Origin of the sequence: Sutcliffiella sp. NC1 (assembly GCF_027594365.1) — a bacterium.
In the GTDB taxonomy this organism is placed as follows: Bacteria; Bacillota; Bacilli; order Bacillales; family Bacillaceae_I; genus Sutcliffiella; species Sutcliffiella cohnii.
The window spans coordinates 4,355,587-4,382,112 of the sequence record NZ_CP115153.1; the positions used below are offsets into that span (position 1 = coordinate 4,355,587).

The following is a 26,526-nucleotide window of genomic DNA, read 5'->3' on the forward strand; positions in this document are numbered from 1 at the left end:
ATAACCCAAATATAATTAAAATATTAAAAAGAATTAGGAATTGATGCGTAGGCATATTGGTGTATTGGATATATGGAAAGGGATATATAGTACCTAAAATTTCTTTATAAAGGAGGTTATGTGCATGGCAAGAAAAATGGTTGTTGATCCGACTAACTTGGATAGCGTTGCAAAAAAATTAGAAAAAAACGCTAATGAATATGAGAGTGTTTATCATGAGTTACTTTCTGAAGTAAATGCAATGAGAGGTTGTTGGCAAGGAGAAGATCATATCATTTATGAGAGGCAAATTAAAGGTTTAGAAAAGGATATTAAAAGAAACGTCAAATATATGAGAGAATTCGCAGAACATCTTAAATTTTGCGCCAAAACGTATCGTGATGCTCAAAGTGAAATTATTACGAAAGCTAAAGGTTTAATTAGCTAAGACAACTATTATATGAAAGGAGTAAACGATGGGAACAGTTAGTTATGCTAGAAATCAGGTATCAGAAATTGTGTCAAATCGTTCTTCATTAACTAGAGTAATAGACCAGTTGAATTCATTTAAAACTACATTAAATAGTGGCTGGCAAGCGAAAGAAATAGACTATGTAAACATCGCTATCGATAACATTAATAAAGAAATAAATAGAATAACGAACGAACTGGAATCAATTGAAAATGCGATTATGACAGCCGCCTACGAGATTGAGAGAGAAGAAAGAGAAGCACGTGAGAGAGCCGAAAGAGAAGCAAGAGAAAGAGCGGAAAGAGAAAAAGCTGCAAATAAGTAGTGGTGAGAAGAATACGTTTGGTTCCGAGCTCCGAGTCGAATCGAGCCAACATATTTTTTCTTTAGTTCATCGTAAACATTAATAGAACCCTAGAAAGGAGGACATATACATTGAAGAAAATAAAATTAGACGACCATACAATAAAAAATGCGAACGACCAATTAAGAAAACCCCTTTCTTTGTTAGGTGATTCAAGAGTAAACTTAACCCAAACAAAAAACAGGATGGAATGGAAAGTTCGCAACAGAAGCAATGCAGATGGTAGAATTTCAAAAGTGTGTTCCGATATTAAACAGCTCGAGAGCAACATAAAACGAATAGAAAGATTTGTAGCGTCTTCTTCCCAACGATACTTTGAAATCGATAACTTTTTAGCTAATAAAGCGTTGAGGAAGAGTGGCAACCTTGGTAATATTTATAAGTCGTTAGCTGCATTAGGTGCCCATCCGATATTAGCAAGAAATATAGCTTTGCAAATTGCAAAAGACGCAATTTCCGATAAAGTTAAATTACAACAAGGGAAAAACTTGAAATTCAATATATTTAAGAAGGACGGTAAAGTCTTTTTTCAACTGATTGGTAAAGAGATGCGAAGCAATAACTCTAGGCAATATAATGATATCCGGAATACTTTAGTAAGAGAGTTTGGAGGAGAAAGCGGTACATACAAAAGGAGATTTGTAGAACGCTTACTTAACGGGGGAGGCATACCTATTTATGTTACCGGTAAAGGAGCGAAAGGAGTTATTACTGACAATTACAACAAATTTTCCAATAATACTGCAGTAAATACTTATATAAACAGTAGAGTTGATCCAATCGGTAATTTTAAGCAATCGTTTAATAGCAGCTTAAAAGGTGGGTTTAAGTTTTGGGATGATTTTAATTGGAAAGGCGTTAGTAATTTACAAAAAGGTGCTAAATTCTTCGGAGCTGCTGGAACAGCACTAACTGTAGGGGATAACTTTATTAATACATTTAAAAACAGTAGTGGAACAGGCTGGAATTTTTCAGAGGAAAATCAAAAAAAGTTTGCTGTAGATACTACTATAGATTTATCTGTAGCGGCAACCTCATTCGCTACAGGTGCTGCATTCGGTTCCTTCTTTTTACCTCCAGTTGGTACAGTCGTAGGAGCAGGTACTGGGATAGTTATACACTCCCTAGTCAATATAAAATTTGGTGATCCACCACCGAAGAGTATTGTAGATCATACAAAAGACTTTGCAAATACAGCCGCAAATAAAATATCCGACATTGGCAATGATTTGAAAGAAATTAGAAATAATGCAGTTGTATCAATTGGTAAAAACTTGACCAAAATTTTCTTTTAGGAGTAGCTTATGTTAAATAAATATGAAGAAAAGGATTTTTTGAAATTAAAGGAAGTTTCAACAGAAAGGTTGTTACCAAGCAACATCTCTGTTGGGTTAATAGGTGCGCTATTCCTTAGCGCAGCAATAAATGGAGTTCTTTTATACGCTGTTATGTATAGCTCCTATATTAATAATCCAATTTGGGATTTTGTCTTACCTATTTGTATCAGCTTATTTATTATTCAATCAATAATTACTTTATTCTTTTTTAATCAAAAAAGGGCGTTTGCCTATCAAAACTTCCAATCTATTTTTGTATGTATCGTAACCTTTAAAGTTTCTGTAGAAGGTTATATCGTTTATTTTGCTATTTTGGAAGATAGATTTGCACCGTCCTATTTCGGGCTTTTTGCTATCATCTTCCTCGTGAGTGGACTAATGTTTCTTATTCTTTCCATCTTAAGAGCTGTAAAACGTGTTAGAGATGGACATTTTCGAAAAGGCCAAAAAGGATTATTAGACTTCAAAGACTCCAAATCGTATGTTAGCTTACCAATTATTTTCGGAGCAACCATTACCGGAGGAGCATTCATGAGAATGTTAAGTAATTCCTATCATCCATTATCTAGTATGCTTGAGATTTACTTTATATTATCCTTAATGGCTTTATTACAATTTGCAATTGCTGTAGCATGGCCGGAGTTTTTCTTATTAGCTTACTGTAAACATAGATTTAAAACCTTCAAGGCAAATCCTCCTAAGCGAATAGAAATGTGAATGTAGTAAATAAATAGTATTAAATATACATAGGAGTTATTATGCTAAAAAAATATAACGAAGAAGATTTTATGTTATTTGATGATATTGCAACCGATAGATTATATCCGCCTAATATTTCTGGTGGTTTATTAGGCGTATTAATGTATAGTGCTGTAATGAATGCTGTGTTACTATTCGCTAGATGGCAAAGCCCTAATATTATTCATCCATCTTGGAATATTATTGTACCTGTTTCTATTAGTATTTTAATAGTTCAAGCTGTGATAACTTTTTATTATTTTCATGAAAAAAGAGCGTTCACCTTTCAAAGGTTTCAAAGTATTTTTTTATGCTTCGTAACAATAAAAATGTCACTGGAAGGATATTATATATTTTTTACTGCATATGAAGATAAATCTGTTCCTACTTATGTTGGTCAATTAGGTACATCAATAATGCTGGGGGGAATAGTATTTCTTATTCTTTCAATTATAAGAGCTGTAAACCGAGTGAAGGATGGCCATTTCCGAGAAGGCGGAAATGGTATACTGAACTTTTCACAATCTAAGTCGTATGTTAGTATACCGATTATTTTTGGACTCACCATGGTTGGAGGGGCTATTCCAAAAATGCTAGAGAATTCACTTTATCCTTTCACAATTATGCTAGAGTTATATTTTATTCTTTTATTAGTATCTTTAATACAATATGCCATCGCTCTAGTGTGGCCTGAGTTTTTGTTGTTAGCTTACTGTAAGTTTAAATTTAAATCTTTTTATATTGAGCCTCCTGAGAGTATAAAACATGATACAAATAATGAATGAATAATTTCACAAAACAAACTAAAAATTCTAGAGTTCTCATAGAACGGAGGGTTCATAGTGAAAATTAAACGGACTAGTATGATGTTTAACAATGTAATAAAAACAACGTATCGAACGAGGATGGACCAATGGTACGAAGAAGCTAAAACGTTAAGAAACGCAATTATAAATAATGGATTGTACGGAACTGGACCTGTTATTTATCAGGTAGATAATATAGGAGATAGCAGTGAGGAAATTCCGGAAGCTGATTACACCTTCCATGTTCCTATCAATCAACCAGTTACAATGGAAGAAAACGCTCCTTTTTCTTTTGATGAGTTACTTCATTATGAGGATGGTTTGCTGTTAAGGCATGCTGATTTAGATGAAGATATTGAGGAGTCTTACGAAATTTTACGTGCTTGTGCTGAGGCAAATAACTTCTTACTCAAAGAGCCATTTTATAATATTTATTTAGATGTTTACGGTGATGGGATAATTGATATTTTTGCTCCGATTGAAATGGAGGAGTAACAGTGATAAATCCGAATGATTCTATTAAAGTGAAAAACGTCCTATCGAGAAAGTATGTGTTCCACTACGAAGAAATGGATCAACATATAGAAGATTTTATAAATGACGTGTTTAAGCAAACACAGAATATAAAAGGTCCGTTATTTTATACGTTAAATAATGTTCCAAAAGACGAAATCACACATGTCGAGTTTTTCATGCCGATAGAGGACGACTCTGTCTCATTGTTAGATGATATGCATTTCCAAAGCTATTATAATATCGAAAATATGGTCTCTATTTGTGTCCAAAACAATTTTGAAACGAATACAGAGATAGCCTACGGAATGTTGTTTCAATATATGGAAGAAAACTATTTAAAGCAAGTTACTCCTATCTTTCATGTTCTTTCAGGGGATGAAACGTTACAATATATGTTTATTAAAATAGGAGTCGTGCAAAATTTAGAGGAAGCATGGAAGTAAATTTATATGGTTGCGGGCATTTTAGAATTTGGAAATCGACCTTTTTTTGAAGTGAGGTTCACCAACATGAAATGCCCTTTTTATTGCATTCTTCTAGAAACTTATAATCTACAGCCAAACCTTATCGTACTTCCTTTCCTCGTTCACTTATTTAACATTTATAAATAGGAGACCCCTTCGTATTACTGTGACATATTTTTAACATGATGATGATCTAAACCTACTTTATTATAAGTAGCATTTGGTGCCACATAGGGAAAAACGAAATCATCAACAAACTTTTCTAGCACTCTATCTGAAATTAAATTATAGGTGGGAAAATAATAGATTTGTTTATTTTTGGTTGTAACAATAACACTTTTATATGTATTGTCCCTCCATCCAAAATTGATTTCTGTAATTTCGGATAAACGTAAATCGTATTGATCATTTCGAATTTTATTATTTTCGATTGTTATTAATGTGTTCCCTCTTTTGCGAACGGAGAATATTTTCTTTAGGACAGAAGCGGTGAAGATTATGCCAACGATAGCCACCATAATTCCAATTAACGATATTAGAAAAGAGTCTGGTAAAAAGATGAAAATACCTACACACATAGCGATCAGAAGAAACGCCGCTATTAGTAAACAACCAACGTTAGAATTATGATAAATCAGTTCTACTTTATTACTGTTTTGTTTGATATAAGCATCTGCTATTCTTTGATCCATAAGTACGAACTCCTATCTAGACCAAAATTACTCGCCGCTCGTTAGCCCATTTATTATTAAAATATAACAAGAAAAATAAAACGGTATCTTCTACAATAATTTAAACAAGAAACCGCTCCTAGTCACTTTTAACAACTACACATTTCTACTTTACCATAAATTAACTATAACAAAATTACAATTCGACCATTCCCATCAATATGATTCTTAAGTCCAAGAAGCCTTTGATGAAATTAGTGCTATCGATCTAATTGATTGGAGTAGTTTAAGAGTTTATTGACGACAAAAAAAGGCCAGAGCAAGCTCTGACCTCTTACATGTATTAGTTTCTTCCGTTTCCTTTGCCGTTACCTGGTTTTGTTGGTTCGCTTCCACCATCGTCGCCGCCACCGTTATCACCGGAGCTAGTGCCGTTAATGGCATCAACTGCACGCACTAAGCCGTTTCCAAAGTGGTTTGCATCACCTAAGTTTTGCGCTGTATCGTTTAATCGATTACGAAGCTCCACGTTTGAAAGGTTCGGATTCGCTGCCAAGACAAGCGCTGCCACACCAGCTACATGTGGAGATGCCATCGAAGTTCCGTTGTAAGATGCATAGCTGTTTCCAGGAGTCGTACTAAGAATGTTTACACCTGGTGCAGCAATTTCCACTGCAGGTCCTGTACTAGAGAAACTTGCACGATTGTTGCTAGAATCAACTGCTGCTACTGCGATAACAGAATCATATTTTGCTGGATAACCAACAGTATCCCCTCGGCCATTCGTACGTCCACTGTTTCCAGCTGCCGCCACTACAAGCACACCAGAATTGTAGGCAATATTACACCACTCTTCTAAAATAGAAGAACTCATCGAACCTCCTAAACTCATATTTATAATGTCCATTCCGTTATTAACAGCCCATTCAATTCCTTCAGCAATTCCTGCGTAAGAACCACTTCCACTGTTATTTAATACTTTTACCGCATATAGCTCCGCGTTGTAGGCTACACCTAACACACCTACACTATTATTTAAGGCCGCTACTGTTCCAGCAACGTGCGTGCCATGACCACTACCATCGTAATAAGGATCCCTGTTTGCACTGTCTGTGAATACAGAGTGCCCTCCTCTTACATTTAAATCTTCATGATTTCGATCAATTCCCGTATCGAGTATAGCTACTTTTACACCACTTCCAGTATGCCCCGCTGCATGAGCATCAGTACCTTGAACATGAGGAACTCCCCACGGTACGGTTTGAGCAAATGCTTGCGCCTCAAAGTTAGGTTCCACCGCTTTAATATGCGGATTATTTTGTAATGCTTTCGCTTGTTGCTCTGTCATTTTTACTAGATTAACAGGTAGTAGATTGTAAGTATGAAGAACATCACTATTATCTACACCAAATGCGTTTAATATCCCCTTATTTACCTTGTCATTAAATTGAACAAGGTACTCCTGTTTTTCGGCCTGTGATTGAGCACTAATCGACATTGGTACTACCATCGAAAATACAAGAATGCTTAACGTTAACAAGGTTAGTAGTTTTCTCATATGTAATTCCTCCTTTTTTGAGATTGTTACAAGTATACTCTAATTATTCTGAAAAATGTGGCGGATTTTAAGTTTCCCAAGTAGTACGTAAAATAAGGAATTACACTATAACAAAATGGTCAACTTGGCCAATGTTATTTATTAGGGGATTTTCGTATTAGTTTGATATAAAAAAATCTTGTAGCAAATTAAACTACAAGATTTCTTATTTAATCATTCTTTCTCACTAAAGCAAAAGCCGTAATTGCTGCCGTTATCGGAATGGTAAATGCTACACCAGTTCCTGCAACAAGAATTGTGAGCATCTCTGCGACGAATACTTTTGAATTTACAATTTGTCCAATCGAATATGAAACGTCCTTAAACATAATTAGTAAGGCAAGATAACTTCCAAAGAAGGCAAAAAATAACGTATTTGTACTCGTACCTAAAATATCTCTACCGATACTCATTCCAGAAAGAAACAACTCTTTTCTGCCCATCGATGGATTATGATACGATATTTCACGCATCGGGGACGAAATAGAAATAGCGATATCAACAATTGCTCCAATCGTACTTGTAATAATCACCGCTACCGCAAGCTTCATAAAGTCGATTCCTATGAAAAGAGAGAACGTACTGTAGTCATCAATTTCTTCCGTACCAAATCCTTGGATCATGGCACTTTCGGTTACGAAAACAATGAAAAATAATAAAAGGACGAACGTCACGATCGTAGATACGAAGGCTGTTTTCGTTTTTATATTCACTTCATTAATAAAAAACAAATTAATACAGCTAATGAGTGTGCATGCTAGTAAAATTAAAATAATCGGATTAGCGTTAGGGTCCGTCATAAATAGAATCGTAAAAAAGAGGACAACAAAATTAAAAAGTAACGCTACAAACGATCGAGCTCCTTTTTTCCCACCAATCAGCACCATCAAAATAAGCAAAATAATTGTCAATACTACTAATACATTCATTGGCTTACCCTCTTTTTATTAATGAAAAATATCGTAATATAAATGCCGATTGGAATCGTTAAAACAATACCAATTCCACCTGCAAGTGCCCGCGCTATATCTAAGGAAAGATTCATCGTAAACGTATAACCCCATAACATATCGTTTTTCATATACAGAACGAGTGTCGGAATCGCCCCACTAATATAGACAAAAAATAAAATATTCGTCATCGTTCCCATAATATCTTTGCCAATTTCTTTGCCCGAAGCTTTCAACGCTTCGACTGGAATATTGTTATTTTTTTCATACAATCCAAATATAGAAGAGGACATCGTAATCGCGACATCCATTACAGCTCCTAACGAACCTACTAACACCCCTGCTAGAAAAATCATTTCAGGATTTCGAGTCAAAAACTGCATTTCTTCATAGCGAAGCCCTTGACTGTCACTTACCCATATGACGAGATACGTAATAACGATTAACACAAACGTTGCGACTAACGTTGCCACAATAGCTGCATACGTTTTTTCATTAAACCCATTAACTAATAAAAAAGAAATAACGGTAAAGAAAAGAACACTCACTCCAGCGATGAACACTAAATTCCAATGGGGTCGACTTAAATAAACGTCTAAGGTATATGAGATAATGGCCGCATTAATAGCAAGTGTTAAAATCGAATAAAGACCTTGTTTGCGGCCAACGATGAGAAGGATGAAAATAAACACCCAAGAAACGAACAAAAGATGCTTATCACGTTTCACGTCCATTACATTTCCTGTTAAAGAAACATCGTCTTCTGCGACACGTTCTATTTTCACAAATAGTTCCTGACCGACTTTATACGGCTGGTCATACGCACCAGATGTGGAATATTCATTCACAAATGTAAATGGGCGTCCCTTTTCCTCTCCATTCATGACTTGTCCTACAATACTTTGACTGTATAGAACATCCTCATTACCAAACATATCGATTGTTTCCGTACTATCTTCTAAATCCACTTCCATAACCTTTACAATAGGTTGATCATAGAACGAATGATTATGATGGACGAACAATATCGATGATAAAAACAGTGTTGCGAGGACCACGTAAAATATTATATGAATGTATGTTAGCTTTTTTAGCTTATTTACAATAATGTTCATGTACTACACCTCAGCTACTCGTCTAAAACTCTTTCTATTGTACACTAAATGCTGTTCGTCATCATTATTGGGTAGGTTTCCTTTCAAATGTGGATGTCGAAAGTGCAAAAAGAGCAATGTGAGGACATTGCTCTTTTGTTAAATGGTTGCTTTGGGTTGCGTTTTTTAGTAATTCAATTTTTTATTTGCGATAGTATGCTTTTTATTTGCGGTAGCACGATTTTATTTGCGATAAACCATTTTTATTTGCGGTGGCACGATTTTATTTGCGATAAGCCATTTTTATTTGCGGTGGCACGATTTTATTTGCGATAAACCATTTTTATTTGCGGTGGCACGATTTTATTTGCGATAGTTTTATTAGCGATAACAGGGGGTAACCCCTCCTACTCGAACGTTTAACTCAAACCGTCCGTGCAACTCCTTCTTTCTCAAGAAACGCGTAAAAGTCTACCCATTCTCCGATAAGTTTCGATGTTGGTTTTCCTAATCCATGCCCTGCTTTTTTCTCTAAGCGCAAAATAACAGTCGAACTCTTATCCGCTTTTTCTTTTAACGTCGCCGTAAACTTCTTCGCATGTGCTGGTACGACACGGTCGTCACTGTCAGCTGTCGCAATAAGTACAGGCGGATACTTTTCCCCTTCTTTTACGTTATGAAGTGGCGAGTATGCGTACATGAACGGAAATTGTTCTGGGTTTTCTGCATTGCCGTACTCTGGAATCCAATACTTCCCGATCGTAAACTTATGATAGCGCAACATATCAATTACCGGTACTCGACAAAGAACCGCTCCAAATAAGTCTGGGCGTTGCACCATACAAGCAGCAACTAGTAGACCACCATTAGAACCACCCATGATTGAGAGCTTCGGTGTAGACGTATACTTATTTGCAATTAACCATTCACCTGCTGCAATAAAGTCATCAAACACATTTTGTTTATTTTCTAACATACCGGCACGATGCCACTCTTCCCCGTATTCATTTCCACCACGAAGATTAGCAACTGCATAAACTCCGCCTTTTTCCAACCAACGAAGAACCGCTGGATTAAAGCTTGGTGTTAAACTCACATTAAACCCACCATAGCCGTATAACATGACTGGGTTCTCTCCATTTAACTCTAACCCTTTTTTATGTGTTAAAAACATCGGTATTTTCGTACCATCTTTAGAAGGGTAAAATACTTGAGTCGTTTCATAACCTTCTACGTCAAAAGCGATGTCTGATTGCGCCTCTAAACGTAATTCACCACTTACTACGTGATAATTGTATACAACAGTAGGGTGTAAAAATGAAGTGAACCCAAAATATAATTCCCTATCGTCCTTATTCACCGTTATGTCTGTTAATGAACCGATCACTGGGAGTTCTATTTCTTTATCAAAAGAACCGTCCCTGTTAAACAAATGGATAACGTGATGCGCATCTTTTAGGAATACAACAATGAATTGGTTGTTTAAAAATTTGATTCGTTCCACTACGAGCTCTTGCTCCGGTAAAACTTCTACCCAATTTTCCTTAGCTGGATTTTCTACATCGATAGAAATAATTCTTCCTTTCGGTGCGTCCAAATCGGTTTGAAAATAAAAGTGCGTTCCATCATTTGTAATATACGTGTACTCTGCATTTTGTTCATCTAGGAGGCGTACAAATGGTCCATCACTATTCAGTTCTTTTAAATAAAATCTATTTTCGGACGCTGTTCCAAAATAAACGTGAAGCATTATATACTTTTTATCTTGAGATAAGGAAGCAGAGAACATTAAATCTTTGTCTTCTGGTTGCTCATGTACTAACGTATCTTCTGCTTGATTCGTGCCAAGCTTATGGAAGTACACTTTGTTATGCGTACCCTCTTCCACAACCGCACTTGGCTCTGGGAATCGGCTATAGAAAAACCCACTATCATCTGGTGACCAAGCGATATTCGTGAACTTTACATGCTGAATAAGATCCACTAAATCCTCGCCAGTTTCCGTGTTTCGCACCTTAATTTCTTGCCAATCACTACCATTTCGCGACGTCGCATACGCAACAAGAGTCCCATCACTATTGAACACATAATTCGTCATCGCAACTGTTCCGTCATCTGTTAACGTATTCGGGTCAATCACGATACGCTCTTCATTATTTTGTTTTACATAAAGAATCGCCTGGTTTTGCAGCCCATCATTTTTTAAGTAAAAGAGTTTGTTATTAACCTTTTTCGGAACAAAAAATTTCGGGAAATTCCAAAGCTCGGTTAATCGCTCTCTATCTTTCTTACTACTGTCTGTTTCCATAAAATAAGCTGTAGATTCGGCTGCCATCTCTTCTTCCCACTGTTTTGTCTCTACTAAACTTGTATCCTCTAACCAACGGTACGGATCAGCGACCTTTGTACCATGAAAATCCTCTATTACACCACTTAATTTTTCAGTCGTCATCGTGAGTCAGTCCCCCTTCGTCTATGTACCCCTACTATTTCGGTACACGAAAAAGGATTCCTGCTAGAAATGATAAAAAGAAGGAAACTAACATTAATTTAATCTATCGATCGGAGGTTCCGTACTTGAAAGCCGTTGCCAAACAACTTGTCTAACCAAGCTTAAAATACCACTTATAAAACCGCCATAGCAACATTAACGTTGCACCAACGGTTGACCACGTAACATACCAATCCCAATAGATATAATGGACAAGATTTGTATTCTTTTCAAAAATGACTTCAAGGATAGTTAAAATGGTACAAAAGGAGACTAAATATAAAACCCTTATCCTCATCTGTTTTTTAAACGGATAATATATACAAAAAAAGCTCCCGATAATTGGATACATGACAAACTCGAACAAGAAGCTTGTCCCATTAACGCTAGCAAGCTCCCGAACAGGGTATTGTAACAACCCTAGTTGTACAGCAAGTAACCCAAGAAACCAAGCTACACATTGTTGAAAAGAAAAGGCTATGCTCGCCTCTCTCCATTTATCCCTTGGGATATATGCTAACGAAATAATAGTAATCGCATACAAACAATACAGAAGCATTAGATCAATATTCATATGTATCATATCCTTTTGGTGGTTGATTCATCACCCACAACACATAACGACGACATATCCATAATTCAATAAGAAAATTAAAAAAGCTGCGAACAAGATTATCCCATTTAATATCCATAATATTTGTAAACGTCCCTATTAGCGCCATAAAAGAAAGGATAATTCCTACCCACAATAAATAATGAACAAGTCGTCTAAAGTACCGAGCTTTATGCGGAAAAGATAATTGAAATAATACTGCCGCTGTTGGAAACACTAAATATTCCATCGTAAAATTTATTTTCGTCGCCTCTTTAAAAAATCGAACTGGTGCCTCTAGTAACCCCGCATAGGTCAAACCGATACTAAAAACCCATGTTAACATTTGAAAAAACAAAAGTGCTGCCAATGCTTCTCGTAAACGATGGCGAGGTATTACCTTCCATAATATAATCGGTAAAATAATCCACAACATAATTAGCACTAAATAATCAAAGTTCACAGGCCTTCACCACCATATTAAAGTGTTAACTGTGATGCTCTTTTTCACAAAACGACAACTTTCGACATAGAGGTAGCATGCGCGAAATAATTCAATACTATGCAAATATTTATTCGTTCACCTAATAAACAAAAAGAGAGTTTAGCTAGTGAAAATAGCTAAACTTCCTCATAATATTCAAAATTAAAGCCTGAAAACTAAAAACTGTACCTCATACTAACGATTCTCTATACATAAGCCCCTTCGCTTAACTCCTTATTCTTTCTATAGTAGGAGATATGGGAACCGGCTCGGTGCCAACAGGCATTTAGTTCACAATAATGGCGTGCTGACCCATTTGTTCATAAACACGAAAGAAAGCTTCCGCATCATACGTAACTTGACCAATTAACGGGTTCATAACATGCACTTTATCGTCTGTAAATCCATTCAGTACAACAACATGCAAATTCGTTTGTGCTTCATAATACTGTCCACTATCTTGCAAATACCAATGAGAATTCATTCTTGGCGGACTTAAATCTAACGTTGTCCATATAACGATAGGAAAACCCTCGTTAACGTAATAAATAATATCTTCTTTGCTACTACCAGTAATATCAATCGTACGCATCGTACTACCCTGTTCTTCTAAATACATGTTTCCAGCTTCGACAATGGGAGGAGCGAAACTATACCATCCACCATGTTGCGACCTCGGTTCACCTGCGTAGTATTCGTGTGGGTTCGTTCCAAATCGTTTACCATCCTTATAAGTAAAAGGTTTTTTCGGTAAATAGTGATCAGACATTACTGTCTTTGAAACATCATAACCGTAGTAGTTAAGAATGGTCGTTAACGAAGTGATTTCACAACCGTTCGGCAACTCAGGTGTTTGAATAAGTGTTGGAATCGGAATAAACGTTTCTTGCATCGTTCTTTTATTTTGTAAACTAACTATATAATCATCTGCTAGGTTGCTAGACTCGGTTATCACTAGTTTCTTATATGTTGCATAATCGATTGATCCCGTTGCATCCAGTGATAAGTTTGTTTGGAAATCCTCTACCGCTTCTTTCATTTGCAATCCAAACACTCCATTCTCTTCTATGGAGTAGCCGAATTTGTTTAATAACGTTTGAATTTCTTCAACCTCTTCTCCTTCATCCCATAGCTTTAACTCGATTTCTTCACGAAGAACAAACTTTTCTAAAAGCTCATCAGGTCGTTCCTTCACTGCAATTTCTTCCTGCCTCAAATGTTGATTCCCTATTTGCAGGCTCTCTTCATCGTATTCATTTACTGTCTTCGCCTCATCTTTTGGAGCATTCAAAAACAATAAGACTAAAACTAAACCAACTGAAGTTGTAACTATAATCCTTTTCTTCATCGCTTCCCCTTTTGGGAGACAGTTTCTCGTCCCACTAAATAGTGGAAATAATTAAACCTGTGCCTCCAGCCCTTATTTTTTTATAGGTAAATTATAACACAAACGGAAATTTTACTAGATGAAAATAAAACTTCTATCCTTTTATACTTCCATTGATTTATTGTTTCGACAATCGAAAATTTTCTGTTACATGTATTTTTGTAAATTTTATGACCATACACCTATTCTGAAAATTGCACATTCCGTTCATATTGCTCAATTTCTATTTTCTTAAAAGGGATATTATCCTAATCTACCGACACTCTTGTCAAAATTAATAGAATATTTTTAATAGTATACCATAATTCTAGTTGCTATAATTTCCCTTGTACAAAAATCTATGAAATGTTGGGGGAATGTAATAGTGAAAAGAAGGAACCTATTAGTTACAACAACTCTAGCAGGAGCGCTTGCATTTTCATCGTTAATGCCATCAGCTTTTGCTCATGATGCACTTGAAGGAATCGGGAATAAAGTAGGAGAGGCATTCACTCCTGAAGAAATTGAGGAAATGCAATTAGGATATACATCAGAAGGTAGTAAAAATGTTCGTTTCTTAAGTGAAGTAGCTTCCAAACAAATTGAGCCGATTAACGGGTCACAAAAAAACATGGCAGATGTATATGCACATAAAGGGTTTGCCTATACAGGAACGCATACAGCTGGTGGAGGTAATGGAGGGGTTCGTGTATTTGACTTAAGTAATCCATCTGATCCGCAAGAGGTTGCAGTATTTGCTAACGAGATTCCTCATACTTGGCAAGAAAAAGTGATCGTAAAATCCGTTAACACACCTCACTTCCGAGGAGACTTAGCAGTAGTAAGTGTACAACAAACTTCTCGAAATAATGCCAACAGACCTGACAGTGTTGGGGGAGTTTTACTATATGATGTGAGTGACCCATACAATCCAGAACGCCTTGGATTTTATCCACTAGATCGAAGAGTAACAGGAACTCATGAACTATATTTAACAACTCAAGGAAACCGTCCACTTCTATTAACATCGAATCCTTATGCAGATTATTATACACACGGTACGGAGAGAGACTTCCAAATTATCGATGTTTCGGATCCAACTAATCCAGAAAAAATATGGGAGTGGGATGCTAGAGATTTAGAAGAAGTTCCAGAAAATTGGAACGGGTACAACTGGACAGATCCGAACGACCGCCCGCGTGCAGTATTTAACCATAGTGTCATTACAGACAACAATGGCCATTATGCATATGTATCAATGTGGGATTTAGGTACCGTAATTTTTGATATTAGAAATCCTGAAGAGCCTGTTTACCTAGGTAGAACAAGCTATGAGCCTCACGTAAAAGGAGCGGCCCACTCCGCTGCATTAGCGAAAGGTGGCAATATTTTAATCGAAACTCGTGAAGTAGCGAATCCAGTCGGAGAAGGCTTTGAATCAGCATACGGCTATACGCGAATTTACGACATTAAAGACAAAACGAACCCTGTATTATTAAGTCAATTCACAACAGACCTAACATATGACGTTCCAAACCCACCTGTATCGACTTTCGCAAAAACAGTACATGATCCGAAAGTGCAAGGAAACACATTATACTTATCCTACTACTCTGGAGGCGTCATTTCCGTAGACATTACGGACCCAACTAACCCAGTTCAAATCGGACAATACACACCAGAACGCGGTAACACTTGGGGCGTATTCGTAAACCGCAACTACGTACTAGGATCAGACATGAACAGTGGCTTAAAAGTACTACTCAAAAACAACGCAGGTGGCAACGGCAACACACCAACACCATAAAAAATGTGGACAGAGGGACAGATCCCGTGGACGGAGGGTCCCTCGTCCACACATTTTTTGGAAATAAACCCTTATAAGAAGAATGACAATACATTAAACCCAATAATAACGAATACACTTTGACCTAAAGATACGAGTAAATCTTTTTTCCAACTGTTTCTTTCTGGATATCGAAAAGTGACCCTACGAGATATTAGTAGGATAACCCACCAAAAAAGCAAAGCGATTAAAACTTCTCGAAAACTGTCATAAAGCATGTTTCTCCCCTACTTTCATTTTTCAATCTCCATTATTTCTCATAAAAAAAGACTAAATTTCTAAATATATATGTAATAACTAATTTCTAGTTACGTTAATTAAACAATGACTAAAACAATATATTATATTATACTTTTCATATAGTTTCCTAATTTATCCAACAACTGAAAGGAGGTTTATCCATGTCAGCATCTAGAATCCTTAAATGGGTTACTGGTGGTTTGGAGGCATTTCTAGGGATACCAATAATAGGCGGTACTTTCGTTCTAAGCTTTTTATGGACTCCACTAGCTGTTATGTTAGCTTTACACATCACCACTCTAGTAATCGCAAACAAAGAAGGAAAAAGTTCGTCTGGAAGCGTCCTCGGAATTGTTACTTCCTGTATCGCTTGGATTCCTATCGTCGGAATGATCATGCACATTATTACTGCTATTATTCTTATGCTCGATGCTTCAAAAAATGAAACAGCATAACTGCCGAAAAGTTCCCTAAATATTTTAGAGAACTTTTTTGTTTTCCATCTGTTTTGTATATTTGCATTTAGGAAAGCTGCTGCAGCCATAAAAGGTTCCATACTTTCCTTTTCTCATTACCAATTGGCTGCCACATTTCGGGCATGAATTTTGTTGCAAATTCGCCTTCTCTTGTTGGTTTTTCTTTTTTACATTATGTTGGATAGACTTTACGTGTAGTTGTTTCAATTGTTTTTTTGATTTTTTATCATTAACTGCAAGTCTATCAAGATAACGATCGATTCTCTTTAATTCAACCTCATTAATTTTATGAACAGGCATTTCTTTTACCACTTGTTTTAACTGGTGGAAGTGAATAACTCTTGCCGACTTAATATTCTCAAGTTTTAGGGTAGCATTCCGTGAAAAAGCGATGATGGAGTGAATAACTTCCCCATTCTCCATATGTAAATATTTCTTCAAAGCTTGCACATGCCCATAATTTTGCCAAATTGGGTTGTAAAATCGTTCTTTTCGCTTAAAAATTACTTGCATCCAATATTTATTATGTTCCTTCCCTATTATCCAACCTTCATAGTTTTTAGTTTCAATAACAAAAACTCCATAAGGCGACGTAACAACATGATCTAGCTGTGATGTTCCTCCCTTTTCATTTGGTACATAAAGGTCGTGATAAACTTTATATTCTGGTCCCAACTCATTTAATATTCGATTAACCCTACTCTCCCCAATTGCACCTTTAATTTCTGGAAATTTTACTTTAAAAATAATGATGGCCGCAATTAAAAGAAGCGGTGTTATGAGCGGAATTAAAAAGGCTACAAGTGGTGATAAAATTAATAAAACTAGTATTAGAAAAATCCATCTCTTCATTATTCTCACCTTTATTACTGGAAATTTTTTCACTAGATTAATAGTATCACAACTGGTAACGAATTGGATAATCAATAAAGTTTTCACTCTAGCTAATTGGTGAAAATCACTACTTTATTCTGCAAAAATATCTACATCCAACTCTTTTAAAACGTTCACCGCCTCTAATACTGGTAACTTCGGTAGATTAAACTCATCCGCAATTACTGATCGTATTTCTTCTGGTGTTAATAATGTCGTTACAGTAGTTTCGCCGTTAGAGTATCGTATTGTGAACTTGTTATTTACTAACGAAACACTTCTTTGTTGATCCGTTTGGTAAAGATGGCACCTCAGGATCGACATAAAAGTTGCTCCTGGCTTATTAGATGTTTCGATAACTTGGAGGAAATCGTCCATAGTAATTTCTCGCCTTGAATGAAAGTTCCACGTTTTTCCGCTTTGCTTACCATTAATATAACGTTCATATTTATATTCATACTTTTCAGGGTCTACCGGAAGTAAAGATACCTTATCGCTCCCAAAAAACGATTTATTATTGTGTTCATTCTCAAAACGAACTGGCTTAAAAAATGGAGCAGTTGCACCACAGTCCACATAAAAACGCTCATCGCCAATTTTCACAACAATCCCCATATGCTCCTTTCCAAGCATAATGTGATAGCAAGTAAACCCTAACTTCTTTAATAAAATCATGAGGTTAGAGTTTAATGTGTAGCATGTTCCTCCATAGTGGTGCTTTTCAAAAGCTCTAATGAACTTTTCAAATGATGGTACTTCAAAGTTTCCATAGTTATGGTCACGAAAATAGAGTAGTTTACTTATATTTTCAAAAGGAAAAGTATTAAGGTGAGCCTGACAGATCCGCTCTAAATAAGCGTAAGACGGAGCTTCTACTTCTAAATTTAAAAAACTAATATACTTCGCTACATCATTACTTCTTGCCGACATTTTTCCCCCTCCATTCACCGATGCCCATCCTTCCGTGCTTGAATGTATCCATAATAAGCACAAGTACCGTTTTTCGTTATGTCCTTCACTTCGAATCCGCACTTTTCATAGAACGGGAAATTGTTAGCGGAAGTGTGGGCGAACCAGTCACCATGTGGAAGCTTTTGAACGCATAACTCTACTAATTTTTGTCCAATTCCTTTTCCACGGTATTCGTTTAACACGACTAAATCCATAATATTGGCGACCATAATTTTATCCGAAATAACCCGCACCATACCAACCATTTTTTGACGGTCCCAAACGGTAAATGCCCATGTTGAGTTTTGAAAAATCAACGAAAACTTTTCCTTTTGCCAGTCTGGAGTATTTCGCGCCCAACCCGCATCTTCAAAAAGTGCTTCCACGTACTCCGCTGGAACCCCCTCTGTACCTTCTCGAATCACTAAACCGTTAAAATATTGATACATACTTTTATCCCCCTTTTCTATACTTATACTATTCTCATAGAAGATTTCCTTTTTTAACGGCAAAAAACACAACGAGCAAAAATACTGTTGTGTTAATAACTAGACCTATTTTACTTTTTAAAAAGGACCGAGCAACCATGCTCAGCCCTTCGTGAGGTCAGATCCTTTTTACTTTATTGTAATCTTTGCAGAATTATAGTTGTTCCCATTTCCAATAGGGTTGTAGTTTTTCTCTACGTTTCCTGCCGGGTCTATAGCAAACCAGTTGATCGTTGTTGTTTCATTGATTAGTAGTTTTTCCGCTGGCTCTCTTGTACCAGACAGGCCTAGTTTCGGTGATTCAAATGTTGGGCGACTACCATCTAGAGTATAGTAAATGGTAGCAGGCTCACTTAGTTCAAAAGATACTTCAACAGGTTGGGAATACGTACCTTTACCTGGATTAATTTTAGAAGTAGGTGGTTGTTTGTCTTTTGAATGTTGATATGCCACTTCAAATAAACCAATTAACCCGTTTGCAAACTCCAACGCCTCTTCATGACCTTCTTCAAATGGAGGCTGAAAACCAACAGATACCCATCTATTTGTAGCTGGGTTCCATAATGGCGCTCCTACTTCAAAGTTCCACGTGTAGATCCCTTTTTCATACCATAAATAGTCAGCAGAGTTCCCTGCCGCCGAGTATAATACATCTGGGATAGGACCAGTTCTCGTTGGCTGAATTACCGTTCCACGATGCTCTTGAATTCGTTTTAAAATATGCTCTGAAGCTCCCCAGTAAAACGCTTCTTCTCCAGCAGTTGGACGAGGTAGTGTTGTACGGTTCGTATCATAAGCGCCAGGTGACCACATGAAATATCCACCGTGACTGTGAATGTTCATACCGAAATTAATGTTTTCAAACTCATCTGCTAACCATACAATATTTTTCGCTTCTGGTTCTGAAGTTGGCTCCGGACCTGCAAATGTATCACTCGTACAACTTAAAGAAGCTCCCACAAATCCATCATGAATACTTCCTACTGAATGGTTACGATTTAAGTCCACTCCCCATGCATTACGAGCACCAAAATCGTTTGCTGCGCTCTGTCCGCAATAGTTTGTCATGTTCCGGCGTTGCATGTTGTAATCATAAAAACTATAATTCGCTCCATCTGGATTTACCATCGGAATTAAGAAAATATCTAAGTTGTTAACTAATCTTTTCGTATCTCCATCATGCGCATAGTTTCGTAGTAAACGTTCTGCTGTTTCCATTACTACTAAAGGTGTTACCCATTCACGCGCGTGCTCTTGTGCATAACCAAGTACTCCTGGTTTTGAACCGTCTTTCGTTTTTCCAATACGAAGTGCTTTGACTGTTTCCGGTTCACGGGATACATAGTCAGGACCATTTAGCCCATCAGATAAAGTAGATGACCAAACTTGAGCAACTCCTGTTCCTGTATTGCCTCGGTACGTATTTGCAGAAACAACGTCACCAGCATGTGCATTTAACGCATGAACGACCTGGCTTGCAGTACTGACTAGGTTACCGGATGCATTAGTCGCTAAACTTACAGTAATATTATTTTCTTCAACAGATACGGTTAAAGGTGAGTTAGCCACACCCGGATTCACAAACTCCACTTCAATCCCATTTCCACCTTCATGCCCCCATGCTTTAGAAGACACAACAACAGCTGTATTCGTAAAATTACCTATCGTTGCTTGGGCATGACGTCGGTATCCATTTGTTTTATATGGCATTTCAATTACTTCTAAAAGGTCCGGAAATTCCGCTGCTAACTGCTCAATACGCTCATTAATTTGCGTAGGAGTCATGTAGGAATCGATAAAGTCTGAAACATAATGATGTTTTGGATTGCCTGGTTTCGGATCTCCTAGCCATTCTGTTACAGGACTTGTCGCTGTTCCTCCTTGGTTGCTTGTAACCGTTACTGTAGCTGGAATCTCTTCAACTGGAAGCTCAAACCAGTGATATAAGTACTCTCCATAGTCCGATCTATGTGATAACGGTGCCGACTTTTCTACCCCATTTTCTTCCCAAGTAGCAGTTAATGCTGTGCTTGCAACTGCACCAGCACTTGATTTTGCCTCAACATAGAGGAAGGTAGCAGACTGATTTGTATAATGATCCGCACGCAAAATTTGAAGCTTCTCTTCCGCTAGGATTGCGCTTTCATTTTCATCCAATGTCGTATTCATTTCAGCAATTCTTTCATCCCAAAGCTGCTGAGTCATTAGTACATCGTGTACTTCTATTCCGTAACTTTCTAATATTTCTAGCTCCGAAGCTGTTACCATTGCTTCAACCTCATAAATCCCATCATGCTCATGAATTCCATGATCAAACTCAATACCTAGTTCCATCATAATTAGCGCCGCTTCTTCATTTGGAACTTCCAGTTGAACATGTAACAATTCCTCTTCCACAATTAATTTTCCTGGCTCCGGTTCTGCCGAGGTTTGTGATCCTCGGGCACTAAAAAGCATCGAAACCAATAGAACGGAAATTACCGCTACGATCCCAAACTTTCCTCCCCAGTTTCTCTTTCTCTTCATCTAGCTCCACCCCCAAATAATAGTTGTAAAACAACCACATTATAGCAATGGAGTAGTTACCAGCTTTGTCACTTTATCGTTCGGAATCCGAAGAAACTTTTTACGTTATTTTACATTCGTGAACATACGACAGGAATTAAAAATTATAGGAGTATTTTAATTTCGATGTGAGAGAGACAATATGATGGTGTATGATGACAGTTGTTTTATGCTAGAAAAATAATAATCCTATTATTTTCATTATTATTTTCATAGAAAATCATGTCATATCCCCGCAGATTTTATCAAAAATTAAGCAATATTAGACATTTATTTTAGGGAAAAATGTAGAAGGTATATTTTCCTATTATCAACTAAAAGAAACTAGGATAATTCTCCTCGTTATTCTTATATAATAAGATACAGAGAGGACGATTATCCTAGTTTTAACTTTACTTGGTTGAACCCCTACCCTTTTATCGTGTCGGAAGGGCCCCTATTACAATAACAAATACCCAATAATAATACTAATTCCGCTCAACATAGCCGAAAATGCCAGATTGGCTCTCGTTATTCTATATGGATTCACCTTTAAGTGATGTGCAGTTAAAGTTGCTATAAGTCCGTACGGAGAGGAAGCTGATATGGACAAGGCCGATACGATTAGTACCAGTCCAATGCTCATTGGATTCCAAACCGCAAATAAAGGATTTAACACTTCAATTAATATCGCAAGTGTCGCGATTGGATGTACACCGATCATTGCCATCACAAAATAAAACACTGTTATTAATACTAAAACAAGCAGAGGGAAGCCTGTAACATGATTCAATGATTCTTGGAGCATAATTGGTAAGCTAGTACTATTAAACCCTTCTGAGAAAAAGGCGAGTGTAATAAATAAAACAAAAAAGTTATGAATGCCATTGTTATGATTCGCCCAGCTTCTCCAACCACTTTTTAAAAACAGACTAGTTTCTCGCATCGCCACTGACCATAGAAACGCAAAAGGAAAAATGACAAGTGCGACAGTAAGCATAAAGTTAAAGTCTACTAAACTATTAACGACAATAATAGTTGCTAGAAATAACACTAGCACGACGAGCAGCTTGCTAATTTCTTTTAAAATGAATTTTTTGGAGAAAGAAATAGGCTCCTGCTCAATTATTACATTTTCATATTTCCTTCTACTAATTAAAATATCAAGCGTAACGGCTATAAAAGAAATAAGTAACAGCCAAGGTAAATAGGCAAAATAACTAACACCAGTAGCATCAACTGCGATACCTACAATCACTTCCATCGGACTCCACAAAATCGCTAATGCAAACGCACGGACAGTCGTTTGAATGACGAACGACTCTGCAATTTTTTGAGGGACTCCCTTTAGCTTTTCCTTCAAAATATTTTGCGACACAAACATCGCAGACATATTAATAAATATGAGTAGCGCATACGTCGTCATTAAACTTTTGCCATAAATAGAGGATAGCTTGTTAGAATCTGTGTGCATCATTTCACTTAACCGCTCATCATAGCCCCCGATTCGAAACGCCATCGCCATCCATGGTAAAACGGATAAAAACAAAAGCATCGGGACAGTATTCGTAACCTGTAACGGAATCTCGTACCAAGCAATACCACTAGCTATACTCATACTAGTACCAGTAAGGAAAAACAGAGCTCCAATGATTTTAAATAGACGACTCGCACGATACCATGCTAACGGTACAATCATTACCGCAAATACACCGACAATATAAGTCAACACAACGGACTCTACAAATACATTAATCAAAAACAAAACGAATAATAGCCCATAAATCATATAAAAGTAATGGTAAATACTATTTCTCTTCATTTGCAGGATCCTTTCTTGGGACAGCGGGACAGATACCGTGGACGGAGGGACAGGTCCCTCGTCCCACCAAAAAATGGATGGACAGGAGAACTTTTCCTTGTCCACATCTACCCAAATAATAAAATGATGAGGCTTAGCCAGTTCGGCTAAACCCCATACATGAACCTATTCTGTTACTTTTAGCGTTGAAATAAACGAATCTAGGAAGCGTTCTGCATCAACACTAAGACAAATATTTACATTTGGTTCCTTTTCCCATAAGTTTCTAAAGTCACAGATTGTTTGCCCATAACCTAATGGACTTACTGTTTCAACATCAACGTAATACTTTTTCGTTTCTAAAAATGTTGGATCAATAACGTACCCAACTGTTAACGGATCATGTAATGCACATCCATTTTTACCATAGCGCATTTTACTAAACCCTCTAAATACTTCTGTACTGTTTAACACAAAATCATAATACTTCGTGCCCTTCAGTTGGTCAATGTGTTCAATCGTCATAAACGTTTTTAACGTCACATCTAAACTAACTAATGTCATGTTCGCGCCTGATTTAAACACGATAGATGCCGCTTCTGCATCTGCATATATATTAAACTCAGAGTTTGGTAATTTGTTTCCCTTTCCAGCTTCGGAAACAATACCTCCCATCATCACCACTTCATCAATCCATTCGGCAATTCTAGGTTCTTTACGAAGCGCTAATGCTAAGTTTGTTAATGGACCAACCATAATTAGCGTTAATTCTTTTTTATATTTTTTGGCTTGTTCGATAATAAAATCTGGAGCAAACATAGATTCTTCTTCTTCAGCAATCTCCACATGATCAAGTGCTCCGCCAACCCCATCTTCCCCATGAACTCTAAATTCATAGTCTGCTTCGCGGAATAGTGGTCGATCGGCTCCAGCGTACACTTTTACATCCTCTCTTCCAATCATCTTCAATACTCTTCGAGAGTTTTTCATCACCATATGAAGCGGCACGTTCCCACTAACGGCCGTTATACCTAAGATATCTAATTGCTTACTTTCTGCACCGTACATAATTGCTAAAGCGTCATCTACACCAGTATCAACATCAAGAATAATTTTTTTCATCATTATCTTCCTCTCTATCTTATATTAATATAGCTATTTTTAAAAGAAAAACATTCCAGCAATTGCACCGTTTAATAGATTAGCTATCGTTCCTGCTATTAAAGCTTTGAAAGCCATACTTTGAATTTCATGCTTACGATTTGGAGCAATTCCTAACATAATCCCTAACGTAATTCCAACAGAACCGATGTTAGCAAAACCAGAAAGGGCAAATGTTAAAATAGCAACTGAACGATCTGAAAAACTTTCTAGCATACCAGAGAAAGATGCAAAGGCAACGAATTCGTTTAAGATTATTTTTTCCCCTAATAACGCTCCCGCTAAAACAGCTTCACTCCACGGTATTCCAATAATTAAGGCAACAGGAGCAAATAAGTAACCAAAAATTACTTTTAAAGATAATCCGTGTAAACCTACTAATGAACCTGCTCCTGAAAGGATAACATCTACTAAAGCTACTAAACCGATAATCGCAACAAGAACCATGGCAGCATTAACAGCTAATTTGACACCGTCGCGTGCACCTTCCACAATTGCATCCATGAGCGTTGATTTTTGTCCATCTTCTCCATCATTCGGATTAAAATTATCGATTTCTTTCCATTCTGATTGTTTAATTGTCTCTGTTTCTGGAATCATTAATTTCGCAATCATTAATCCAGCCGGGGCACTCATAATTGCAGCAGATAACAGATACTCAATTGGTATTCCCATAACAGATAACGCAAATAGTACAGCACCAGATACAGAAGCTAAACCACCAACCATTATCGCAAAAATTTGCGACCTTGAAATATGACTAATATACGGCTTTACTGAAACAGCGGATTGTGTCATTCCTAAAAACATATTTGTAACTGCATTCGTTGATTCTACGTAACCTGTTTTCATAAATTTTGAGATAAATCCTCCCACAACCCGAACGAAAAACTGCATAATTTTATAATGGTATAGTACAGCAACTAAAGCGGTTAAAAATATCATAATTGCCAATGCGTTAATAACAAAAACCGATCCTACTGGACCATCCGCATTTGCTAGTTCCCCAAAAACAAACTTCAGTCCTTCTCGACCCGCACCCATGACAGCGTTTACACCATTGGATATAGTTTGGATAATAGCAATTCCGAATTCCCATTTTAATACGATAAAACCTAAAATTACTTGAAGAAGAAAACCGATTGTTACCGTTCTTACGTTAATCGCCTTTTTATTTTCAGATAGAAGATACGCAATGGCGACAAGGATTGCACAGCCTGCTAACCCCCACAGTATTGGAATCATATATAGTAACCTCCTAAACTATTATTTTTTATTATAGAAAGGAGATTCACCTAGTTCTATTTAGGTGAACGCCTTTTTAAACTGAATATTGTGCGAGAAATTGCTCCACTTCTTTTAAAGTTGGCATTCCTTCTTGTGCACCTAGATTTTGTACGGATAAAGCTGCAGCAGCATTTGCAAATCGACTAGCTTCTGCTATGTCTTTTTTCATCCCAAGCGAATAGGCTAAAGCACCGTTAAAGCAATCCCCTGCCCCTGTTGTATCTACCGCATTAACAGTGAAACCTTTTACACGTTGAACTTCACCTTGATGAAAATAGTAAGATCCTTTTTTTCCTTCTGTAACGATTAATTTCTCTTCGTTTTCTACTAACATATGAGGATGTTGTTCTTTCAACTGATTTAGTTCAATTTCATTTGGTGTTATATAGGTGCAATTAGAAATAACATTCGTGGAAAGTCGCTGCGCAGGAGCTGGATTTAAGACGAGTGTTTTATTGTATTGATTACAAATATTACTAAGCTCCTCAACGGTTTCTATCGGGATTTCTAATTGCGTAATAATAACATCACTCTTTAAAATCGTCTCTATATGTTGATGAAGATACTCAGGTGTTACGAGAGAATTAGCCCCTGGGACAATAATAATATTATTATCACCTTCGCTCAGCGTAATGGACGCAACCCCGGTTGGTAAATGTGTAACCGGTTCCACATTGTTCAAAAAAATATTTTCCTTGTTTAGTAAACTTAATAATTCGTTTCCAAATATGTCATTGCCTACTCTACCAATCATATGGACTTCCGCTCCAAGCCTAGCGGCAGCGACTGCTTGATTCGCCCCCTTTCCGCCTGGTTTTGTATAAAACTCACTTCCTATAATTGTTTCACCCACAGCAGGACGCCTTTGTGTTGTGACGATTAAGTCCATATTTATACTTCCTACTACAGAAATTATTGGTTTTTTCACTTGTGCGCCT

General features: G+C 36.9%; 25 protein-coding genes. 9 read left to right on the forward strand and 16 right to left on the reverse strand.

Annotated elements, in window-relative coordinates; genetic code table 11:
- Positions 1–124: 124 nt before the first annotated feature.
- The 7 genes from O1A01_RS22530 to O1A01_RS22560 all read left to right on the forward strand — a co-directional run bounded on the left by O1A01_RS22530 (position 125) and on the right by O1A01_RS22560 (position 4,655).
- Entirely contained in the window at positions 125–427 is a 303-nt protein-coding gene (locus O1A01_RS22530; protein WP_066419977.1) for a WXG100 family type VII secretion target, read from the forward strand.
- Between the two features lie 28 nt (positions 428–455).
- Positions 456–776 carry a hypothetical protein gene (locus tag O1A01_RS22535; RefSeq protein ID WP_270065063.1) on the forward strand — a complete coding sequence of 107 codons (321 nt, stop codon included), beginning with the start codon at positions 456–458 and terminating at the stop codon, positions 774–776.
- Between the two features lie 110 nt (positions 777–886).
- Positions 887–2,110 carry a hypothetical protein gene (locus O1A01_RS22540; RefSeq protein ID WP_066419974.1) on the forward strand — a complete coding sequence of 408 codons (1,224 nt, stop codon included), beginning with the start codon at positions 887–889 and terminating at the stop codon, positions 2,108–2,110.
- Positions 2,111–2,119: 9 nt separating this feature from the next.
- Positions 2,120–2,869, forward strand: a complete 750-nt coding sequence (locus O1A01_RS22545; RefSeq protein ID WP_066419973.1) for a hypothetical protein — start codon at positions 2,120–2,122, stop codon at positions 2,867–2,869.
- A 41-nt stretch (positions 2,870–2,910) separates the two neighbouring features.
- On the forward strand, positions 2,911–3,675 hold the full coding sequence (locus O1A01_RS22550; protein WP_066419972.1) for a hypothetical protein: 765 nt from the start codon (positions 2,911–2,913) through the stop codon (positions 3,673–3,675).
- A gap of 57 nt (positions 3,676–3,732) precedes the next feature.
- Entirely contained in the window at positions 3,733–4,191 is a 459-nt protein-coding gene (locus O1A01_RS22555) for a DUF5085 family protein (RefSeq protein ID WP_270065064.1), read from the forward strand.
- Positions 4,192–4,193: 2 nt separating this feature from the next.
- A complete protein-coding gene (locus O1A01_RS22560; RefSeq protein ID WP_066419970.1) occupies positions 4,194–4,655 on the forward strand; it encodes a DUF5085 family protein in 462 nt (153 codons plus the stop codon).
- A gap of 182 nt (positions 4,656–4,837) precedes the next feature.
- On the opposite strand, the gene O1A01_RS22565 is transcribed toward O1A01_RS22560, so the two are convergent.
- The 8 genes from O1A01_RS22565 to O1A01_RS22600 all read right to left on the reverse strand — a co-directional run bounded on the left by O1A01_RS22565 (position 4,838) and on the right by O1A01_RS22600 (position 13,903).
- Positions 4,838–5,368, reverse strand: a complete 531-nt coding sequence (locus tag O1A01_RS22565; RefSeq protein WP_270065065.1) for a DUF5381 family protein — start codon at positions 5,366–5,368, stop codon at positions 4,838–4,840.
- Positions 5,369–5,690: 322 nt separating this feature from the next.
- A complete protein-coding gene (locus O1A01_RS22570; protein WP_270065066.1) occupies positions 5,691–6,905 on the reverse strand; it encodes a S8 family peptidase in 1,215 nt (404 codons plus the stop codon).
- A gap of 209 nt (positions 6,906–7,114) precedes the next feature.
- Positions 7,115–7,873 carry a YibE/F family protein gene (locus O1A01_RS22575; RefSeq protein ID WP_270065067.1) on the reverse strand — a complete coding sequence of 253 codons (759 nt, stop codon included), beginning with the start codon at positions 7,871–7,873 and terminating at the stop codon, positions 7,115–7,117.
- Positions 7,870–9,009: a YibE/F family protein gene (locus O1A01_RS22580; protein ID WP_270065068.1), complete on the reverse strand. Its 1,140-nt coding sequence runs from the start codon at positions 9,007–9,009 to the stop codon at positions 7,870–7,872. The genes O1A01_RS22575 and O1A01_RS22580 overlap by 4 nt, the downstream gene beginning before the upstream one ends.
- A gap of 403 nt (positions 9,010–9,412) precedes the next feature.
- Complete coding sequence (locus O1A01_RS22585) at positions 9,413–11,440, reverse strand: prolyl oligopeptidase family serine peptidase (RefSeq protein WP_270065069.1); 2,028 nt, start codon at positions 11,438–11,440, stop codon at positions 9,413–9,415.
- Positions 11,441–11,591: 151 nt separating this feature from the next.
- Positions 11,592–12,053 (reverse strand): CBO0543 family protein, encoded by a 462-nt coding sequence (locus O1A01_RS22590; protein WP_066420588.1) that lies wholly within the window; start codon positions 12,051–12,053, stop codon positions 11,592–11,594.
- Positions 12,043–12,534: a CBO0543 family protein gene (locus tag O1A01_RS22595; RefSeq protein ID WP_066420590.1), complete on the reverse strand. Its 492-nt coding sequence runs from the start codon at positions 12,532–12,534 to the stop codon at positions 12,043–12,045. Before O1A01_RS22595 ends, O1A01_RS22590 begins: the two co-directional genes overlap by 11 nt.
- A 307-nt stretch (positions 12,535–12,841) precedes the next feature.
- The gene (locus O1A01_RS22600; RefSeq protein WP_066420600.1) at positions 12,842–13,903 is read right to left on the reverse strand and encodes a C39 family peptidase; all 1,062 of its coding nucleotides are present in this window, start codon (positions 13,901–13,903) and stop codon (positions 12,842–12,844) included.
- Positions 13,904–14,306: 403 nt separating this feature from the next.
- On the opposite strand from O1A01_RS22600, the gene O1A01_RS22605 reads away from it, so the two are divergent.
- Both O1A01_RS22605 and O1A01_RS22610 read left to right on the forward strand, forming a co-directional pair.
- Positions 14,307–15,728 (forward strand): LVIVD repeat-containing protein, encoded by a 1,422-nt coding sequence (locus tag O1A01_RS22605; protein WP_270065070.1) that lies wholly within the window; start codon positions 14,307–14,309, stop codon positions 15,726–15,728.
- Positions 15,729–16,168: 440 nt separating this feature from the next.
- Positions 16,169–16,462: a hypothetical protein gene (locus tag O1A01_RS22610; RefSeq protein WP_066420428.1), complete on the forward strand. Its 294-nt coding sequence runs from the start codon at positions 16,169–16,171 to the stop codon at positions 16,460–16,462.
- A 24-nt stretch (positions 16,463–16,486) separates the two neighbouring features.
- On the opposite strand, the gene O1A01_RS22615 is transcribed toward O1A01_RS22610, so the two are convergent.
- From O1A01_RS22615 to rbsK, 8 genes are all read right to left on the reverse strand, one after another.
- Complete coding sequence (locus tag O1A01_RS22615; protein WP_066420423.1) at positions 16,487–17,335, reverse strand: NERD domain-containing protein; 849 nt, start codon at positions 17,333–17,335, stop codon at positions 16,487–16,489.
- A 114-nt stretch (positions 17,336–17,449) separates the two neighbouring features.
- Entirely contained in the window at positions 17,450–18,286 is an 837-nt protein-coding gene (locus O1A01_RS22620) for an arylamine N-acetyltransferase (protein ID WP_270065071.1), read from the reverse strand.
- A gap of 14 nt (positions 18,287–18,300) precedes the next feature.
- Positions 18,301–18,756, reverse strand: coding sequence for a GNAT family N-acetyltransferase (locus tag O1A01_RS22625; protein WP_270065072.1), 456 nt, complete (start codon positions 18,754–18,756; stop codon positions 18,301–18,303).
- A 168-nt stretch (positions 18,757–18,924) separates the two neighbouring features.
- Positions 18,925–21,321: a M14 family metallopeptidase gene (locus tag O1A01_RS22630; RefSeq protein WP_270065073.1), complete on the reverse strand. Its 2,397-nt coding sequence runs from the start codon at positions 21,319–21,321 to the stop codon at positions 18,925–18,927.
- Positions 21,322–21,799: 478 nt separating this feature from the next.
- The gene (locus tag O1A01_RS22635) at positions 21,800–23,161 is read right to left on the reverse strand and encodes a hypothetical protein (RefSeq protein WP_270065074.1); all 1,362 of its coding nucleotides are present in this window, start codon (positions 23,159–23,161) and stop codon (positions 21,800–21,802) included.
- Between the two features lie 165 nt (positions 23,162–23,326).
- Positions 23,327–24,265: a nucleoside hydrolase gene (locus tag O1A01_RS22640; RefSeq protein WP_270065075.1), complete on the reverse strand. Its 939-nt coding sequence runs from the start codon at positions 24,263–24,265 to the stop codon at positions 23,327–23,329.
- Between the two features lie 36 nt (positions 24,266–24,301).
- On the reverse strand, positions 24,302–25,546 hold the full coding sequence (locus tag O1A01_RS22645; RefSeq protein ID WP_270065076.1) for a NupC/NupG family nucleoside CNT transporter: 1,245 nt from the start codon (positions 25,544–25,546) through the stop codon (positions 24,302–24,304).
- 76 nt (positions 25,547–25,622) lie between these two features.
- Positions 25,623–26,516, reverse strand: a complete 894-nt coding sequence (gene rbsK / locus O1A01_RS22650; protein ID WP_270065077.1) for a ribokinase — start codon at positions 26,514–26,516, stop codon at positions 25,623–25,625.
- Positions 26,517–26,526: the final 10 nt, after the last annotated feature.

Bases quoted from the DNA above. Each gene is read 5' to 3' on its own strand.
- O1A01_RS22575 (WP_270065067.1), bottom strand. From the start codon at position 7,873: ATGAATGTATTAGTAGTATTGACAATTATTTTGCTTATTTTGATGGTG.
- O1A01_RS22590 (WP_066420588.1), bottom strand. From the start codon at position 12,053: ATGAATATTGATCTAATGCTTCTGTATTGTTTGTATGCGATTACTATT.
- O1A01_RS22645 (WP_270065076.1), bottom strand. From the start codon at position 25,546: ATGATTCCAATACTGTGGGGGTTAGCAGGCTGTGCAATCCTTGTCGCC.
- O1A01_RS22635 (WP_270065074.1), bottom strand. From the start codon at position 23,161: ATGAAGAGAAATAGTATTTACCATTACTTTTATATGATTTATGGGCTA.
- O1A01_RS22570 (WP_270065066.1), bottom strand. From the start codon at position 6,905: ATGAGAAAACTACTAACCTTGTTAACGTTAAGCATTCTTGTATTTTCG.
- O1A01_RS22550 (WP_066419972.1), top strand. From the start codon at position 2,911: ATGCTAAAAAAATATAACGAAGAAGATTTTATGTTATTTGATGATATT.
- O1A01_RS22630 (WP_270065073.1), bottom strand. From the start codon at position 21,321: ATGAAGAGAAAGAGAAACTGGGGAGGAAAGTTTGGGATCGTAGCGGTA.
- O1A01_RS22545 (WP_066419973.1), top strand. From the start codon at position 2,120: ATGTTAAATAAATATGAAGAAAAGGATTTTTTGAAATTAAAGGAAGTT.
- O1A01_RS22535 (WP_270065063.1), top strand. From the start codon at position 456: ATGGGAACAGTTAGTTATGCTAGAAATCAGGTATCAGAAATTGTGTCA.
- O1A01_RS22580 (WP_270065068.1), bottom strand. From the start codon at position 9,009: ATGAACATTATTGTAAATAAGCTAAAAAAGCTAACATACATTCATATA.
- O1A01_RS22625 (WP_270065072.1), bottom strand. From the start codon at position 18,756: ATGTATCAATATTTTAACGGTTTAGTGATTCGAGAAGGTACAGAGGGG.
- O1A01_RS22620 (WP_270065071.1), bottom strand. From the start codon at position 18,286: ATGTCGGCAAGAAGTAATGATGTAGCGAAGTATATTAGTTTTTTAAAT.
- O1A01_RS22585 (WP_270065069.1), bottom strand. From the start codon at position 11,440: ATGACGACTGAAAAATTAAGTGGTGTAATAGAGGATTTTCATGGTACA.
- O1A01_RS22530 (WP_066419977.1), top strand. From the start codon at position 125: ATGGCAAGAAAAATGGTTGTTGATCCGACTAACTTGGATAGCGTTGCA.
- O1A01_RS22640 (WP_270065075.1), bottom strand. From the start codon at position 24,265: ATGATGAAAAAAATTATTCTTGATGTTGATACTGGTGTAGATGACGCT.
- O1A01_RS22615 (WP_066420423.1), bottom strand. From the start codon at position 17,335: ATGAAGAGATGGATTTTTCTAATACTAGTTTTATTAATTTTATCACCA.
- O1A01_RS22565 (WP_270065065.1), bottom strand. From the start codon at position 5,368: ATGGATCAAAGAATAGCAGATGCTTATATCAAACAAAACAGTAATAAA.
- O1A01_RS22600 (WP_066420600.1), bottom strand. From the start codon at position 13,903: ATGAAGAAAAGGATTATAGTTACAACTTCAGTTGGTTTAGTTTTAGTC.
- O1A01_RS22610 (WP_066420428.1), top strand. From the start codon at position 16,169: ATGTCAGCATCTAGAATCCTTAAATGGGTTACTGGTGGTTTGGAGGCA.